At 65.8% G+C, this 13913-nt stretch carries 10 protein-coding genes; 4 read left to right on the top strand and 6 right to left on the bottom strand.

From position 1 onward, the window contains the following. Window positions 1-6: 6 nt before the first annotated feature. Together sucC and icmB are read right to left on the bottom strand one after the other, a co-directional pair. Entirely contained in the window at window positions 7-1179 is a 1173-nt protein-coding gene (sucC, locus tag Rhe02_RS12310) for an ADP-forming succinate--CoA ligase subunit beta (protein WP_203908335.1), read from the bottom strand. A 323-nt stretch (window positions 1180-1502) separates the two neighbouring features. After that, a complete protein-coding gene (icmB, locus tag Rhe02_RS12305; RefSeq protein WP_203908287.1) occupies window positions 1503-1904 on the bottom strand; it encodes a coenzyme B12-dependent isobutyryl CoA mutase small subunit in 402 nt (133 codons plus the stop codon). A gap of 297 nt (window positions 1905-2201) precedes the next feature. On the opposite strand from icmB, the gene Rhe02_RS12300 reads away from it, so the two are divergent. Further along, on the top strand, window positions 2202-2909 hold the full coding sequence (locus Rhe02_RS12300) for a M23 family metallopeptidase (protein ID WP_239123700.1): 708 nt from the start codon (window positions 2202-2204) through the stop codon (window positions 2907-2909). A 232-nt stretch (window positions 2910-3141) separates the two neighbouring features. Beyond that, on the top strand, window positions 3142-3924 hold the full coding sequence (locus Rhe02_RS50510; RefSeq protein ID WP_275412609.1) for a M23 family metallopeptidase: 783 nt from the start codon (window positions 3142-3144) through the stop codon (window positions 3922-3924). A gap of 140 nt (window positions 3925-4064) precedes the next feature. On the opposite strand, the gene pcrA is transcribed toward Rhe02_RS50510, so the two are convergent. After that, window positions 4065-6338 (bottom strand): DNA helicase PcrA, encoded by a 2274-nt coding sequence (gene pcrA, locus Rhe02_RS12290; protein ID WP_203908286.1) that lies wholly within the window; start codon window positions 6336-6338, stop codon window positions 4065-4067. Window positions 6339-6427: 89 nt separating this feature from the next. Here pcrA and Rhe02_RS12285 point away from each other — a divergent pair, with 89 nt between their 5' ends. After that, window positions 6428-8269 (top strand): bifunctional metallophosphatase/5'-nucleotidase, encoded by a 1842-nt coding sequence (locus Rhe02_RS12285; protein WP_203908285.1) that lies wholly within the window; start codon window positions 6428-6430, stop codon window positions 8267-8269. Between the two features lie 196 nt (window positions 8270-8465). Further along, window positions 8466-8762, top strand: coding sequence for a chorismate mutase (locus Rhe02_RS12280; protein WP_203908284.1), 297 nt, complete (start codon window positions 8466-8468; stop codon window positions 8760-8762). A 15-nt stretch (window positions 8763-8777) separates the two neighbouring features. On the opposite strand, the gene Rhe02_RS12275 is transcribed toward Rhe02_RS12280, so the two are convergent. From Rhe02_RS12275 to Rhe02_RS12265, 3 genes are all read right to left on the bottom strand, one after another. Next, window positions 8778-11783, bottom strand: a complete 3006-nt coding sequence (locus Rhe02_RS12275) for an AfsR/SARP family transcriptional regulator (RefSeq protein WP_203908283.1) — start codon at window positions 11781-11783, stop codon at window positions 8778-8780. Between the two features lie 84 nt (window positions 11784-11867). After that, window positions 11868-12878, bottom strand: coding sequence for an ABC transporter ATP-binding protein (locus Rhe02_RS12270; protein WP_203908282.1), 1011 nt, complete (start codon window positions 12876-12878; stop codon window positions 11868-11870). Beyond that, window positions 12871-13908, bottom strand: coding sequence for an ABC transporter ATP-binding protein (locus Rhe02_RS12265; RefSeq protein ID WP_203908281.1), 1038 nt, complete (start codon window positions 13906-13908; stop codon window positions 12871-12873). Before Rhe02_RS12265 ends, Rhe02_RS12270 begins: the two co-directional genes overlap by 8 nt. Window positions 13909-13913: the final 5 nt, after the last annotated feature.

Below are 13913 nucleotides of genomic sequence, written 5' to 3'. Positions count from 1 at the left end.
TCGTGATCACTTCCCTGCCGCGAGCTCGGCAGCGCGCTTCGCGGCACCGTCCATCGTGTCTACCCGCTCCACCAGCGGGTTGTTGGCGCCGTCCAGGATCGCCCGGCCGGCCTCGGCGTTGTTGCCGTCCAGCCGCACCACCAGCGGCTTGTTCACGGTCTCGCCCTTGCTCTCCAGCAGGGCGAAGGCGTTGATGATGCCGTTGGCGACCGCGTCGCAGGCGGTGATGCCGCCGAAGACGTTGACGAAGACGCTCTTCACGGCCGGGTCGGAAAGCACGATCTCCAGGCCGTTGGCCATCACCTCAGCGCTCGCGCCGCCGCCGATGTCGAGGAAGTTGGCGGGCTTGACCCCACCGAAGGCCTCGCCCGCGTAGGCGACCACATCAAGCGTGGACATGACCAGGCCCGCGCCGTTGCCGATGATGCCGACCTCGCCGTCGAGCTTGACGTAGTTGAGGTCTTTCGCCTTCGCCGCCTGCTCCAGCGGGTCCACGGCCGACTTGTCTTCCATGGCCTCGTGATCGGCGTGGCGGAAGCCGGCGTTCTCGTCGAGGGTCACCTTGGCGTCCAGGCACAGCACCCGGCCGGCGTCGGTCTTGGCGAGCGGGTTGACCTCTACCAGGGTGGCGTCCTCGGCGACGAAGGTCTGCCAGAGCTTCACCGCGATGTCGACGACCTGGTCCGCGACCTCGGCCGGGAACTGGGCCGCGGTCACGATCTCGCGCGCCTTCGCCTCGTCCACGCCCTGCACGGCGTCGATAGCGATCTTGGCGACCTTGTCCGGGCTCTCCACGGCCACCTGCTCGATGTCCATGCCGCCGGCGACGCTCGCGATGCACAGGAAGGTGCGGTTGGCCCTGTCCAACAGGTACGAGAAGTAGTACTCCTCGGCGATGCTGGCCGTCTCGGCGAGCATCACCCGGTGCACGGTATGCCCCTTGATGTCCATCCCGAGGATGTCGTTCGCGCGCTCGAAGGCCTCATCGGAGTTGTCCGCGAGCTTCACGCCGCCGGCCTTGCCGCGGCCACCGACCTTCACCTGAGCCTTGACCACGACGCGGCCCAGCCGCTCAGCGATGGCTCGTGCCTCCTGCGGGGTCTGTGCGACGCCTCCGGCGAGCACGGGCAGGCCGTGCTTCTCGAAGACATCCCGCCCCTGGTATTCGTACAGGTCCACTAGTACCTCTTCGCTCACTCCCGCATCCGATGATGGATGGGCGGGCACCTATGGCCGCAGCCTATCGGTCCCGTCTGGAGCGGGATTGCGCTCGGGGCGCGCGTTGTGCAGGAAGCCACAGACGCCCTCGAAAAGTTTCCAAGAAACCGCGTAACCCCGGCCAGCTGGTGTCGTTGAGTGTGATGTCAGGATGCTGCAAGCCGAAAAGCTGAGGCGGAACGACATAAACGGCCGATGCCCTGTCGGTCGAGGGGTGGCGGCGGGGCGTCGTGCATAGAGGAGCCGGACTTGTGAGGGGTGAGTCCGGCTCCTCCCTTTTTGCGTTATGCGGGCTGGCTGACGTGGCCTCTTACCCACTCCACGATCGACTGCGTAGTCGCGCCGGGTGTGAAGACCTTTGCCACGCCGAGCCGCTCAAGCTCCGGGATGTCCGCGTCGGGAATGATGCCGCCGCCGAAGACGACAATGTCACCCGCTCCGCGCTCGCGCAGCATCTCGACCACCTTCGGGAAAAGGGTCATGTGCGCCCCGGAGAGCACAGACAACCCGACCGCGTGGGCGTCTTCCTGGATGGCGGTCTCGACGATCTGCTCCGGCGTCTGGTGCAGGCCGGTGTAGATGACCTCCATGCCGGCATCGCGCAGCGCCCGAGCCACCACCTTCGCGCCGCGGTCGTGGCCGTCCAGACCGGGCTTAGCGACAACCACGCGAATACGGCTGCTCATATAAGTGCCACCTCTCAGTCTCCTGAACGAACGGTAACCCACTGGACTCGAGCTGCGAGGCAGGGATCGGAGAGACCTATTACATAGTGATCGCGCCCAGTTACAGAAAGTGTTTTACACAAATGTCTTTCAACCATGATTCATCGGTTCAATTCGGACCGCACAGTCGCACTAAATAACAAGCTGGTGACGGCGCGGAACTTGTGCCGACCCCTAGGGGTTCGTTAGGTTGTCTCGCAGTGCTTCATTGCTCCTTGCTTCGACATCGAACGATGTCGACCATTACGGAGGGTGTGCGTGCAATACAGGCCAGAGTTGCTGAGAGAGAGCGACCGCTATCGCGGTCGTCGGAGGGCGCCTACCCCGCCTCGCAGCCGCTATGCAGCTGTCATCACCACAGCCGTTGTAGGAGCTGGCATCGTCGCGTTTGGAGCGGGCGCAAGCCTGCACGACGCGAAGATCGATGCCCTGACGTCCGACGCTGGAAACATCGCCACCGCCGACACCCTGCGTGCGCAGGCGGCTAACACGCCGAGCCGTGGTGACAAGGGGCTCAACAGCTCCATCAACCAGGCTCCCACCGACGTCTGGGTGCTTCCCGTTCGTGGTTACCGGGTGACCTCGCTCTACGGCCAGCGCTGGGGCAAGCTGCACGCGGGCATCGACCTCGGCGGCATCCGTCTCGGCACGCCCATCAACGCTGTCCGCGACGGCAAGGTGATCCTGTCCACCTTTGACGGCGGTTACGGCAATGCGGTGCGCATCGACCACGGCGATGGCCTGGTGACGGTCTACGGCCACAACAGCAAGCTGCTGGTGAAGGTCGGCGACGTGGTCAAGGCCGGAGATGTGATCGCCCTCGCGGGCGACACCGGGCACTCCTTTGGTGTGCACTGCCACCTGGAGATCCGGGTCAACGATGAGCCGGTGAACCCGATCAACTTCTTCAAGGAACGCGGCGTCGACTTCTTCCTCGAAACCGAGAGCGTCTACGGCACCGGCTGATTCTTTTCTCGAGAAACGCCCGCTTCCAGGTGAAGTGGGCGTTTTTTTCGTGTTTCCCGCCTCAACTTAAGCGTGCTAGGTGACTCAGATCACGTTTAGCCCTAGGGGACACCCCGGAGATGCCACTACGAAAGTAGGACATAAGGGTTGGCCGAATTGACCGTTTTGCGCGCATCCCCCTCCTCCAACGGTTGGCCACCCCTGGCTTGAGCAGGCACTATGGCCTTCGCCCGTGTCAACGGAGACAACGGAGGTTTACCTCGTGCTGAATGCCAAGATTGACAAACTTTTGAAGAACGGCCGGATCGGTGCCAACGCCGTGAACGACCGAGTTCGCAAGGGCCTCGCCGGGCGTTCCCGGCAAGTGGTTGCTCTGGCCACGCTCGCTGGAGTCGCCAGTATCGGCCTCGCGGCCGCATCCCTCGACAACTCCCCTACCCCCAACTTGACTTCGGTAACCGCCAACGCTGACAAGCAGCGCGAGCAGGCCGCCGGGCAGAACGACCGCTCAACCCGGGACACCCCCGTCACCGGATCGGAAGCGCCGCAGACCGCCCCCACCCCCACGGTCGAAGCGGTCGCTCCGATCGAGCAGGTTCCCGCCCCCGCGAAGGCGCCCGACTGGGTCAACCCGATGCCGCGCGGCGAGATCAGCTCCTGCTACGGCCCCCGCTGGGGCACCATGCACGCCGGCATCGACTTCTTCACCGACGAGAACGAGCCCATCGTCTCGGTCGGCAAGGGCACCGTTGTCGCCGCGGGCTGGGTCTACAGCGGCTATGGAATCTCGGTCGTGGTCGATCACGGCGACGGGATCCTCACCCACTACGCCCACATGAACAAGACCGCGGTGAGCGAAGGCGACGAGGTCGGCCCCGGCACCCTGCTGGGCTACGAAGGCTCGACCGGCGACTCGACCGGCCCGCACCTGCACTTCGAGGTGCACGCGGGCATGTGGAACCAGATCGACCCCGCCCCGTGGCTGCGTGACCACGGCATCGACGTCGCCTGCTAGAACCCCGCTCCACCCATCCCAGTGCTCAACCCATCCCCCCAAATGGCTGTGGCCCGGATCACCTGATCCGGGCCACAGTCAGCAATTCTGGCGCGTGCGAAGCAACGCGCGGCAAATCCGCCAACGCGGATTTTGCACCTCTAGATCTTTTCTATGGGCGCATGGCGGAGCACAAGCCAGAGCGTCTGGTCGCCGAAGTCGACCTGGGCCTGAGCGCGAGCCCCCACCCCCTGTACGGCGAGCACCCGGCCCAGGCCGTAGCGCTGGTGATTGACCCGGTCTCCCACCTCCACCGTGGGGACTGCGGCCAGGTCGCTGGCGGTGGCAAGTCGACTGGGATCAATGCCGATCTTGCTGGCGAGCGCGGCGGCGCGGCTGGTGCCGCCCACAAACCCACTCGCGGCCCGCTCAGCGCCACGCTCACGCCCGCCAATGCCCCCACCGCTCCACGAGGTGTAGGCGTCGGCTGTGCGCTCCCAGTCGATGAGCTCAGGGGGCAACTCCTCCAGGAAGCGCGATGCCGGGTTGTATTGCGGCTGCCCCCACGCCGACCGGGTGACCGAACGCGAGATGTAGAGCCGCTGCCGCGCCCGGGTGATGCCGACATAGGCGAGCCGGCGCTCCTCCTCCAGCTCCTTGACGTCGCCGAGCGATCGCAGATGGGGGAAGACGCCGTCTTCGAGCCCGGTCAGGAAGACCACCGGGAACTCCAGGCCCTTGGCGGTGTGCAGGGTCATCAGGGTGACCACGCCCTGGTGATCGGGGTCGTCGGTGGGCAGATCGTCGGCGTCGGCCACCAGAGCCACCTGCTCCAGGAAACCCGCCAGGCTCGGCTCCTCCTCGGCGAGCGCGACGCGTTCGGCGTACTCGCGGGCCACGCTCACCAGCTCCTGCAAGTTCTCCACCCGGCCCTCGTCCTGCGGATCGAGGCTCTCCTCCAGCTCGGAGAGCAGCCCGGAGCGGGTCAGGATCAGCTCCAGCACCTCTTCGGGCGGGGACTGCGCCGCGCGCTCACGAGCCTCGTCGAGCATGGCCACGAAATCGGCGATGGTGTGCACGGCACGGGCGGCCAGGCCCGGGGCCTCGCCCGCCCGGCGTAGCGCGGCGCCGAAGGAGATCCGCTCCCGCGCGGCGAAAGCCTCCATGATCGACTCTGATCGGTCGCCGAGCCCGCGCTTGGGGGTGTTGAAGATGCGGCGCATGCTGACGGTGTCGTCGTCATTGGAGATCGCCCGCAGATAGGCCAGCGCGTCCCGCACCTCTTTGCGCTCGTAGAACCGAACGCCGCCAACGACTTTGTAGGGCAGCCCGTAGCGAATGAACCGATCCTCGAACACCCGGGACTGGGCATTGGTGCGATAGAAGACCGCGACGTCACCCGCGCGGGCCTGACCCGCGTCGCTCAGACGATCGATCTCGCGGGCCACCCAATCGGCCTCGGCGTGCTCGTTGTCGGCCACATAGCCGACCACGTTGTCGCCGGTGCCCTGGTCGCTCCAGAGCCGCTTGGGCTTGCGATCGGTGTTGCGATCGATCACCGCGTTGGCGGCGGACAGGATCGTCTGGGTCGAGCGGTAATTCTGCTCGAGCAGAATCGTGGTCGCCTGCGGATAGTCGCGCTCGAACTCCAGGATGTTGCGGATCGTCGCACCCCGGAACGCATAGATCGACTGATCGGCGTCACCCACCACGCACAGCTCGCCGGTCTGGCCGACCAGCTCCTTGACCATCACGTATTGGGCGTGGTTGGTGTCCTGGTATTCGTCGACGAGCACGTGCTTGAAGCGCCGCCGGTATTTCTCCGCCACCTCCGGCTTGCCCTGCAACAGCTGGACCGTGCGCATGATGAGGTCATCGAAGTCGAGTGCGTGCGCCTGCTGCAAGCGCTGCTGGTAAAGCGTGTAGGCCTCGGCGAGAACACGCTGGGTCGGGCCCTTGGCCTGGAAGTCATCGGGGTCAACCAGCTCGTTTTTCAGATTGGAGACCTGGGCGGCCAGGCCCCGCGGCGTATAGCGCTTGGGGTCGAGGTCAAGCTCCCGCGACACAAGCTGCATCAGGCGCCGCGAGTCATCGGCGTCGTAAATGGAAAAGCTCGACTTGAGGCCCGCATGCTCATGCTCTGCGCGAAGGATGCGCAGGCAGGCGGAGTGGAATGTGGACACCCACATCAGCTTGGCCCGGCCGCCGACCTGATGGGCGACCCGTTCCTTGAGCTCGCCGGCGGCCTTGTTGGTGAAGGTGATCGCGAGAATCTCCCCCGGATGCACCTTGCGCTCGGCGAGCAGATAGGCGATGCGTTGGGTCAGCACACGGGTCTTGCCGGAACCCGCGCCCGCGACAATGAGCAGCGGGGCGCCGACGTGGGTCACCGCTGCTCGCTGCGGCTCGTTGAGGCCGTCCAGGAGAGATTTCATCGGTGAGCCAGTCTATGCCGCCGGTACGACACCCAACCGTCACCAGCCCTCAGTGGAATCGGGGTACGTCTGTTGACAGGATGGGGTCCATGTCCCTCTATCCTTTAGCGCGGCGGCTTCGCCCGTTGGCGGTGCCGGCGCTCGCGATAGCTGTCATAGCGGCCATCCCGTTGGCCCGCTCAAACCAGGCAGCACCAGCGGATTCATGGAACCCTCTGAGCCCGGTCTCCTTCCAGTTGACCGATGTTCCCCAAGCTCACCAAGCACAGGGAAACCTGCTGTCCTTCAACGACTTCCACGGGGCGATCGATCCACCCACCGGAAGTGGCGGCCTGGTCGGCACCACCCCGGCCGGCGGTGTCGAGTTCCTGTCCACCTGGGTGAAAAGGCTTCGCGCTGAAGGCGAAGCGGCCGGCCAGAAAGTGCTCACCGTGGGCGCCGGGGACATGGTCGGCGCTACCCCGCTGGTCAGCGCGGCTTTCCACGATGAGCCGTCGGTCGAGTTGCTCAGCTCGCTGGGCCTCGAAATCACCTCGGTGGGCAACCACGAGTTCGACGAAGGCCTGCCGGAGTTGCGGCGGCTGCAGTTCGGGGGCTGCCACCCGGTCGACGGATGCGCTGACGGCGACGGATTCGCGGGGGCGGATTACACGTACCTGTCGGCAAATGTCGTCGATAAAAGGACGCAGCTTCCCGTCCTGCTGCCGGTGTCGGTGCGGTTGATCCAAGGGGTTCCGGTCGGTTTCATCGGCATGACCCTCGAGGGCACCCGCAGCATCATCAACCCGGGAGCGCCCGGGATCAGCAACATCGAGTTCCTTGACGAGATCGAGACCGCCAACAAGTGGTCGAAGCTGCTGAGCCTGTTCGGCATCAAGGCACAGGTGCTGCTCATCCACGAGGGTGGGCTGCAGGACAGCGCCGGCCAGCCGTCGAGCTGCTCGGGCTTCACCGGGGCGATCAAGGACATCGTGGCCGGGCTGCGCCCCGAGTTCGGCGTGGTCGTCTCCGGTCACACGCACCGCTTCTACTCGTGCTCGCTGCCCAACGCGGCCGGCGTGCCGGTGGCGGTCACCAGCGCGGGCAGCAACGGCACGCTGGTCACCGACATCTCGTTCACGCTGGACAAGCGCAACGGCCGGTTCTCCGCGGTCGAGGCGCACAACGTGATCGTGGAAAACGGCATCCGCAACCCCGACGGCACCTGGGCCCGGGACGCGGCCGGCAACTTCCTGCGCAACCCGGCGCTGATCGACCCGGCCGCCAAGGTCATCGCGGACAAGTACCGCACCGCGGTCGCGCCGATCGCCAACCGCGTAGTCGGCAAGATCACTGCCGACATCCCGCGGGACAACAACGCGGCGGGCGAGAGCCCGCTGGGCGATGTCATCGCCGATGCCCAGTTCGCCTACACCACCGGAGCCGGCGCTCAGCTGGCGCTGATGAACCCGGGCGGGATCCGGGCCGCGCTCAGCTACGGCGCCTCCCCTGGCGGCGAGCCTGCCGGAGATGTCACCTATGGCGAGTGCTTCACCGTTCAGCCGTTCAACAACCTGGTGGTCACCCAGACCTTCACCGGAGCACAGCTCAAGGCGGTTCTTGAGCAGCAGTTCGCGGGCCAGGCGGGTCAAACGGTGACGCGCATCCTGCAGATTTCCGACCAGCTGCGCTACACCTACGACACGACCAGGGCATTGGGCGACCGCATCACCTCGATCCAGATCAGCGGGGTGGCGATCGATCCGGCCGCGAGCTACCGGGTAACCACGAACGACTTCCTGGCCAACGGCGGTGACGGCTTCACCACACTGACCGCGGGCACGGATCGCGTCACCGCACCGGGCTTCGATGTCGACGCGCTGGTGGCCCACCTCGGCGCTGGCGCGCCTGTAGCGCCAGGCCCGGCAAACCGGATTACGAAGGCTGGTTGATTGTGCCTGTCCCGTGGGGCATACTTGCTCCCGTGACCCAGCGCGTGCGCTTTTATTTTTATGGCCCCGGAAGTCCGGCAGCCATAGGTCGCGCCTGAGCACATAGACCTAGAAAGCCCCGGGCTCCCAAAGAGCCCGGGGCTTTCGCCTTCTCCCGGGCACGCAGGAGCCACAATTGGCCAAGGAGAAGAAAGCGATGAGCACAATGGCAGCCGAGAAGAGCAGCGACACCGGCACCGAGGCACCAGAGGCGTCAACAGCGATCAGCGGAATGCGTGAGCGCATAGACGAGATAGACGCCTTACTGATCCAGCTCTGGCAGGAGCGCGCGGCGATTTCCCAGCAGGTTGGCAAGACCCGGGTCGCCTCCGGCGGCACTCGGCTGGTTCTCAGCCGCGAGCGCGAAATCATGGATCGTTTCCGTGCTCAGCTCGGCCCGGACGGGACCCAGCTGGCCCTGCTGATCCTGCGCGCGGGCCGTGGGCCGCTGTAGCGCAAGGAAACCGGGTCAGCTGGCTGAGCGATGATCGGTCAGCGCGGCCAGCAACCGCCGCGCCTCCTCCGCTTCCTTGGGGGAGGCGGCCAGCAGCGGCAGCGCCTCGGTGAGGTGCTCCTTGGCGGTTTCAGGGTCGCTGGCACCGGTCAGCCTGGCCAGCCCCACCAACGCGCGAGCCCGTTCGTGCGCTGAGCCGGTCGCGACGGCCAGCTCCTGGGCTGTTTCGTAGGAACGCCTCGCTTCCTCGATCTGTCCAGCCGCCAGCTGATTGCAGGCCAGGGCATTCAGCAGCTCGCACTCGGTGGTCTGATGCCCCATCACCCGGATGCTGTCGTAGGCCCGCTCGGCCATCTCGACCGCCGCCTTGAAGTCTCCCAGCCCGCGCAGCGCATCAGCTATCGTCGCCATCGCGATGGCGACGGTGCGAGCGTTACCGATCTTTTGGGCGAGTTCCATCGACTCTTGCAGCAGGGGCAGCGCCACTTCCGGCTGACCCAGCAGCACGTAGGTGTCCCCCAGATTCTGTTTCGCGCGCAGGATCTCAAACTCCGACCCGACCTGGTCGGCGAGGGCGACGCCCTTCAGGAGGCAATCCCGGGCCCGGGCGTGCTCGCCCATCTTGTTCAGCGCCACCGGCATGTTTCCCCCGAGCAGAAGCATCTCCAGCGTGCGGTCCTCGCTGTGCTGGCAACTGGCCAGCGCGCTCTCCATCTGCACCATCGCTTCGGGATAAAGCCCTTGCCGTTCATAGGAGATAGCCAGGTTGATGCGCGCTTTGGTCTCACCGTCCCGATCGCCCAAGGCCTGGCGGGCTTCCACACAGTCGGTCAGCACGGCGACCGCCAGGTCGTGCCGGCCCCCGACCGCGTAGGCGCTGCCGAGGAGGCTCAGGATGTCCACCCGGATCGGGTGACGCTCCCCGAGGTGTTGCGCCGCTTCAAGGGCGCTCTCGAACGTCGCCGCCCAGTCGCCGACGCGGCCCGCGAAGAAGAAGTATCGCCACAACGGCTGGGCGACTTCCCGCATCAGCTCCCTGTCCCCGGCTGCCGTGGCGGCCACCACCGACGCCGAAAGGTTGCCCTGCTCTGCCTCCAGCCAGGCAACCGCACTTCCGGCGCTCGTAATCTGGGGCGTAAGACCGGGCTCGGGCTCATACGGCTTGCCCCCGACCATGAAGGACAACGCCAATTTGCTGGCTCTCATCTGGTACCCAGCAAGACTTCGCCAAGCGGCATCGACCTCCTGCGGGTCCTGGCGAGCGCGCAGCTCCACGTATTCGCGAACGAGATCGTGCAGCGAGTACCGGCCCGCCTCGGCATAGACCAGATGCGCACCGGTAAGAATGTCCAATGTGGTCAGTACCTCGGACACGGCCCGCTGCGTAAGCGCGGCAATCGATTCGGCGCTCAGGTCGGAGCCGGGCGCGGCCGCGAACAAGCGGAAGACGCGCTGCGCTTCGATTGGCAGCGCTTCGTAGGACCCGTCGAGAATCGCCCTTACCGCATAGGTTTCATCGCCCTCCAGAGCAAGCCCGGTCACCGGCCCCTCGCGGGTCAGCTTGGCCACATAGTCGGCGAGCCGAAGGTCGGGACGGTCGGTGAGCTGTGCGGCGGCGATGCGCAGCGCCAGCGGCAGACCTCCGCAAAGCACCAGCAGCCGATCGGCCGCCGCCGCGTCCTCGTCGATGCGCGCGTCACCCACGATGCGGCGCAACAGCTCTCGGGATTCCTCGGGTGACATGAGGTCAAGCGTCAGCCTTACCGCGCCCTCGCGGGCGATCAAGCCCGACAGCTTGTCCCGGCTGGTGATGAGCGCCAGGCTTCCCGGCGACGAGGGCAGCAAGGGCCGCACCTGTTCGGCGGTATTGGCATTGTCCAACACGACAAGCACGCGTTTGTCCGCCAGGACAGCGCGATAGCGCGCGACCGTGTCGTCCAGCGTGACCGGAAGGTCTTGGGGCGACAGGCCCAAGCACCGCAGCAGATGGCCGAGCGCATCCATGACACGCATGGGCGGCCCCGGATCATAGCCACGAAGGTTGACATAGAGCTGGCCGTCGGGGAACCGGCCGTGTTCCCGGTGGGCCCAATGCAAGGCCAGCGCCGTCTTGCCAACGCCACCGATGCCGGCGATCGCCGTCACGAGGACAGGCGTCGCGTTGGCGGACTTCGCATCCAGCCATCGCAGATAGTCTTGCCGGCCCACAAAATCCGCCGGGCCGTGTGGAAGAAAGCGGCGCCCGCCTCCCGTGGGCTGTGCGCTCGGGGCATCCAGCAGGGGATCGTTGCGCAGCATCTGCTGATGTAGCCGCTGCAGCTGCGGGTCGGGGTCGATGCCGAGCTCGTCGGCGAGCAGCTGCCGCCCCTGGCGGTAGACCTCAAGCGCTTCGGCCTGCCTGCCCGAGCGGTAAAGCGCGAGCATCAGCTGCGCGCGCAAGCCTTCTCGATAGGGGTAACGGCCGACGATCGCGGCCAGCTCCGCCGTGCGTTCCCGATGGTGGCCCAGCTCGAGGCCGATCGCTTCCCGGCCTTCGATCGCGTTGAGACGCAGCTCCTCCAGGCGTGAGCGCTCCGCGCTCACCGCCGGCAGATCACACACATCGGCGAAGGCTTGCTCACCACGCCACAGCACGAGTGCCTCGCCGAAAAGCGCTTCCGCCGTCGCCAGATCGCCGGCCAGCTGGGCCGCTTTCGCCTGCTCGGCCAGCTGAACGAAGAGCAGCGCGTCGAGCTCCTCCGGCCCGACCTCCAGCACATAACCGCCGGGACCGCGCCGAAGGCGTTGTGCGCCAACGATCCTGCGCAGCCGATGCGCATAGATCTGAACCGTTTTTCGGGCCGACGGCGGTGGATTGCCCTCCCAGAGCGCTTCGGCGATCGCCTCGGGGTGAACCGGCGCGCCGGGATCGCACAGCAGCAGAGCCAGCAGGCGCTGGAGCTTGGGCGCAAGAGAATCGTGGAGCACTCCGCCGCGATACACCGAGAGCGGGCCCAGAACGCCGAACTGCACCCTATTCATTAACGGATCACGCTATCAGGGACCCGGGTGGCGGGTAGCACAGCCGGAGGCTCACCCGACCGGCCACCCGCCACACGGGCGTCTTTATTGAGTGGCGTGAATGACGTCGCGTACCTCAGCGAAATGGCATGCGCTGGGATGCGCCGACTTCTGCCTGATCTCAAGCAACGGCTCCTGGGTGGCGCAGATCTCCTGCGCCTTCCAACAGCGGGTGCGGAAACGGCAACCCGATGGCGGGTTGGCCGGTGAAGGAACATCGCCCTGCAACACGATCTGGTCGCGATGCCCGCGCAGAGTCGGGTCGGGAACCGGCACCGCCGAAAGCAGCGCCTGTGTGTAGGGGTGAGTCGGCTGCTCATAGATCTGGATGTCCGACCCGATCTCGACGATCTTGCCGAGATACATCACGGCCACCCGGTCGGCGATGTGGCGCACCACCGACAGGTCGTGGGCGATGAAGATGTACGACAGCCCCAGCTCGCGCTGCAGCTCGTCCAGCAGGTTCATCACCTGGGCCTGGATGGACACGTCCAGCGCGGAAACCGGCTCGTCGCACAGAATGATCTCCGGCTTGAGCGCCAGCGCCCGCGCAATGCCGATCCGTTGCCGCTGCCCACCGGAGAACTGGTGGGGGTACCGGTTGATGTGATCGGGGTTCAGGCCTACGAGGTCGATCAGCTCCTGTACCCGGCCCCGGATCGCGCCTTTGGGGGCCACGTCGGGATGGATCTGGAACGGCTCGGCCACGATGTCGCCGACGGTCATTCTCGGGTTCAGCGAGGTGTAGGGATCCTGCATCACCAGCTGGATGTTGCGCCGAGCCTTGCGCGTCGCCTCACCGCTCAGCTTGCTGATGTCCTTGCCCCGGACCACGATCGAACCACTGGTCGGCTTCTCCAAACCCACCAGCAACTTGGCGAGAGTGGACTTGCCGCAACCGGACTCACCAACCACGCCAAGGGTTTCCCCGCGCGCCAGCTGGATGTTGATGCCATCCACGGCTTTGACGTCGCCGATTTTTTTCTTGAGCAGAATGCCGCGGGTGAGCGGGAAGTACTTGACCAGATCTCTGGTCTCCAGAACCACGTCAGTCATCGCCCCGCACCTCCTTCCAGAAGTGACAGGCGCTGCTGATGCCCGGCTTGATTTCGTACAACGGCGGAATCGGATCCACCTTGCAAGCGTCGCGCACATAACGGCAGCGCGGGTTGAAGGCGCAACCGGCGGGGATCCGGGTCAGGTTCGGTGGCAACCCGCGAATCACGTTGAGCTGCTGGCCCTTCAGGTCGACCCGGGGGATGGATTCGAGCAATGCCTTGGTGTACGGATGCGACGGCTTCGCATAGATGTCGTACACCGGCGCCTTCTCCACGATCCGGCCCGCATACATGATGTTGATGCGGTCGGCCACGTCGGCCACCACACCCATGTCGTGGGTAATCAGGATCATGCCCATCTGCCTTTCCCGCTGAAGCTCCGCGAGCAGGCTCATGATCTGGGCCTGCACCGTCACGTCCAGCGCGGTGGTCGGCTCGTCGGCGATCAGCAGCTCCGGGTCGAGCGCCAGCGACATCGCGATCATCACGCGCTGCCTCATGCCGCCCGAGAACTGGTGCGGGAAGTCGCTGACCCGCTGCCGCGCGGCCGGGATCTTCACCAGATCCAGCAGCTCGACAGCGCGCTTCTTGCCGTCTGCCCGGCTCATCCCGCGGTGCTTGCGGAAAAGCTCGGCGAGCTGGAAGCCCACCGTGAACACCGGGTTGAGAGCCGACAACGCATCCTGGAAGATCATCGCGATCTTGTTGGCGCGGACCAGCCGCCGCTCCTCGTCGGTGCGCTTCAGCAGATCCACTCCGCGGTACCGGATCTGGCCACCGGTGATGTATCCGGGCGGGGTGTCGAGGATGCCCATGATGGCTTGCGCCGTCACCGACTTCCCGCAACCCGACTCACCAAGAATGGCAAGGGTTTCGCCCGAGTTGACCTCGAACGAGACACCGTTGATGGCCTTCGCGATGCCGGCCCTGGTGCGGAACTCGACCTTCAGCTCCTCCACTTCCAAAAGCGGAGCGGTCATCTTCACGCCGGCCAGACTCGGGCTCATGTCCACCGATACGTCGCTCATCTCAG

Origin of the sequence: Rhizocola hellebori, assembly GCF_016862955.1 — a bacterium.
Taxonomy (GTDB): domain Bacteria; phylum Actinomycetota; class Actinomycetes; order Mycobacteriales; family Micromonosporaceae; genus Rhizocola; species Rhizocola hellebori.
The sequence above is the reverse complement of the archived record's forward strand: the minus strand, read 5'-3'. Positions and strand labels throughout refer to the sequence as shown.

Bases quoted from the DNA above. Each gene is read 5' to 3' on its own strand.
- Rhe02_RS12270 (WP_203908282.1), bottom strand. From the start codon at position 12,878: ATGACTGACGTGGTTCTGGAGACCAGAGATCTGGTCAAGTACTTCCCG.
- pcrA (WP_203908286.1), bottom strand. From the start codon at position 6,338: ATGAAATCTCTCCTGGACGGCCTCAACGAGCCGCAGCGAGCAGCGGTG.
- Rhe02_RS12265 (WP_203908281.1), bottom strand. From the start codon at position 13,908: ATGAGCGACGTATCGGTGGACATGAGCCCGAGTCTGGCCGGCGTGAAG.
- Rhe02_RS12275 (WP_203908283.1), bottom strand. From the start codon at position 11,783: ATGAATAGGGTGCAGTTCGGCGTTCTGGGCCCGCTCTCGGTGTATCGC.
- Rhe02_RS12280 (WP_203908284.1), top strand. From the start codon at position 8,466: ATGAGCACAATGGCAGCCGAGAAGAGCAGCGACACCGGCACCGAGGCA.
- icmB (WP_203908287.1), bottom strand. From the start codon at position 1,904: ATGAGCAGCCGTATTCGCGTGGTTGTCGCTAAGCCCGGTCTGGACGGC.
- Rhe02_RS12285 (WP_203908285.1), top strand. From the start codon at position 6,428: ATGTCCCTCTATCCTTTAGCGCGGCGGCTTCGCCCGTTGGCGGTGCCG.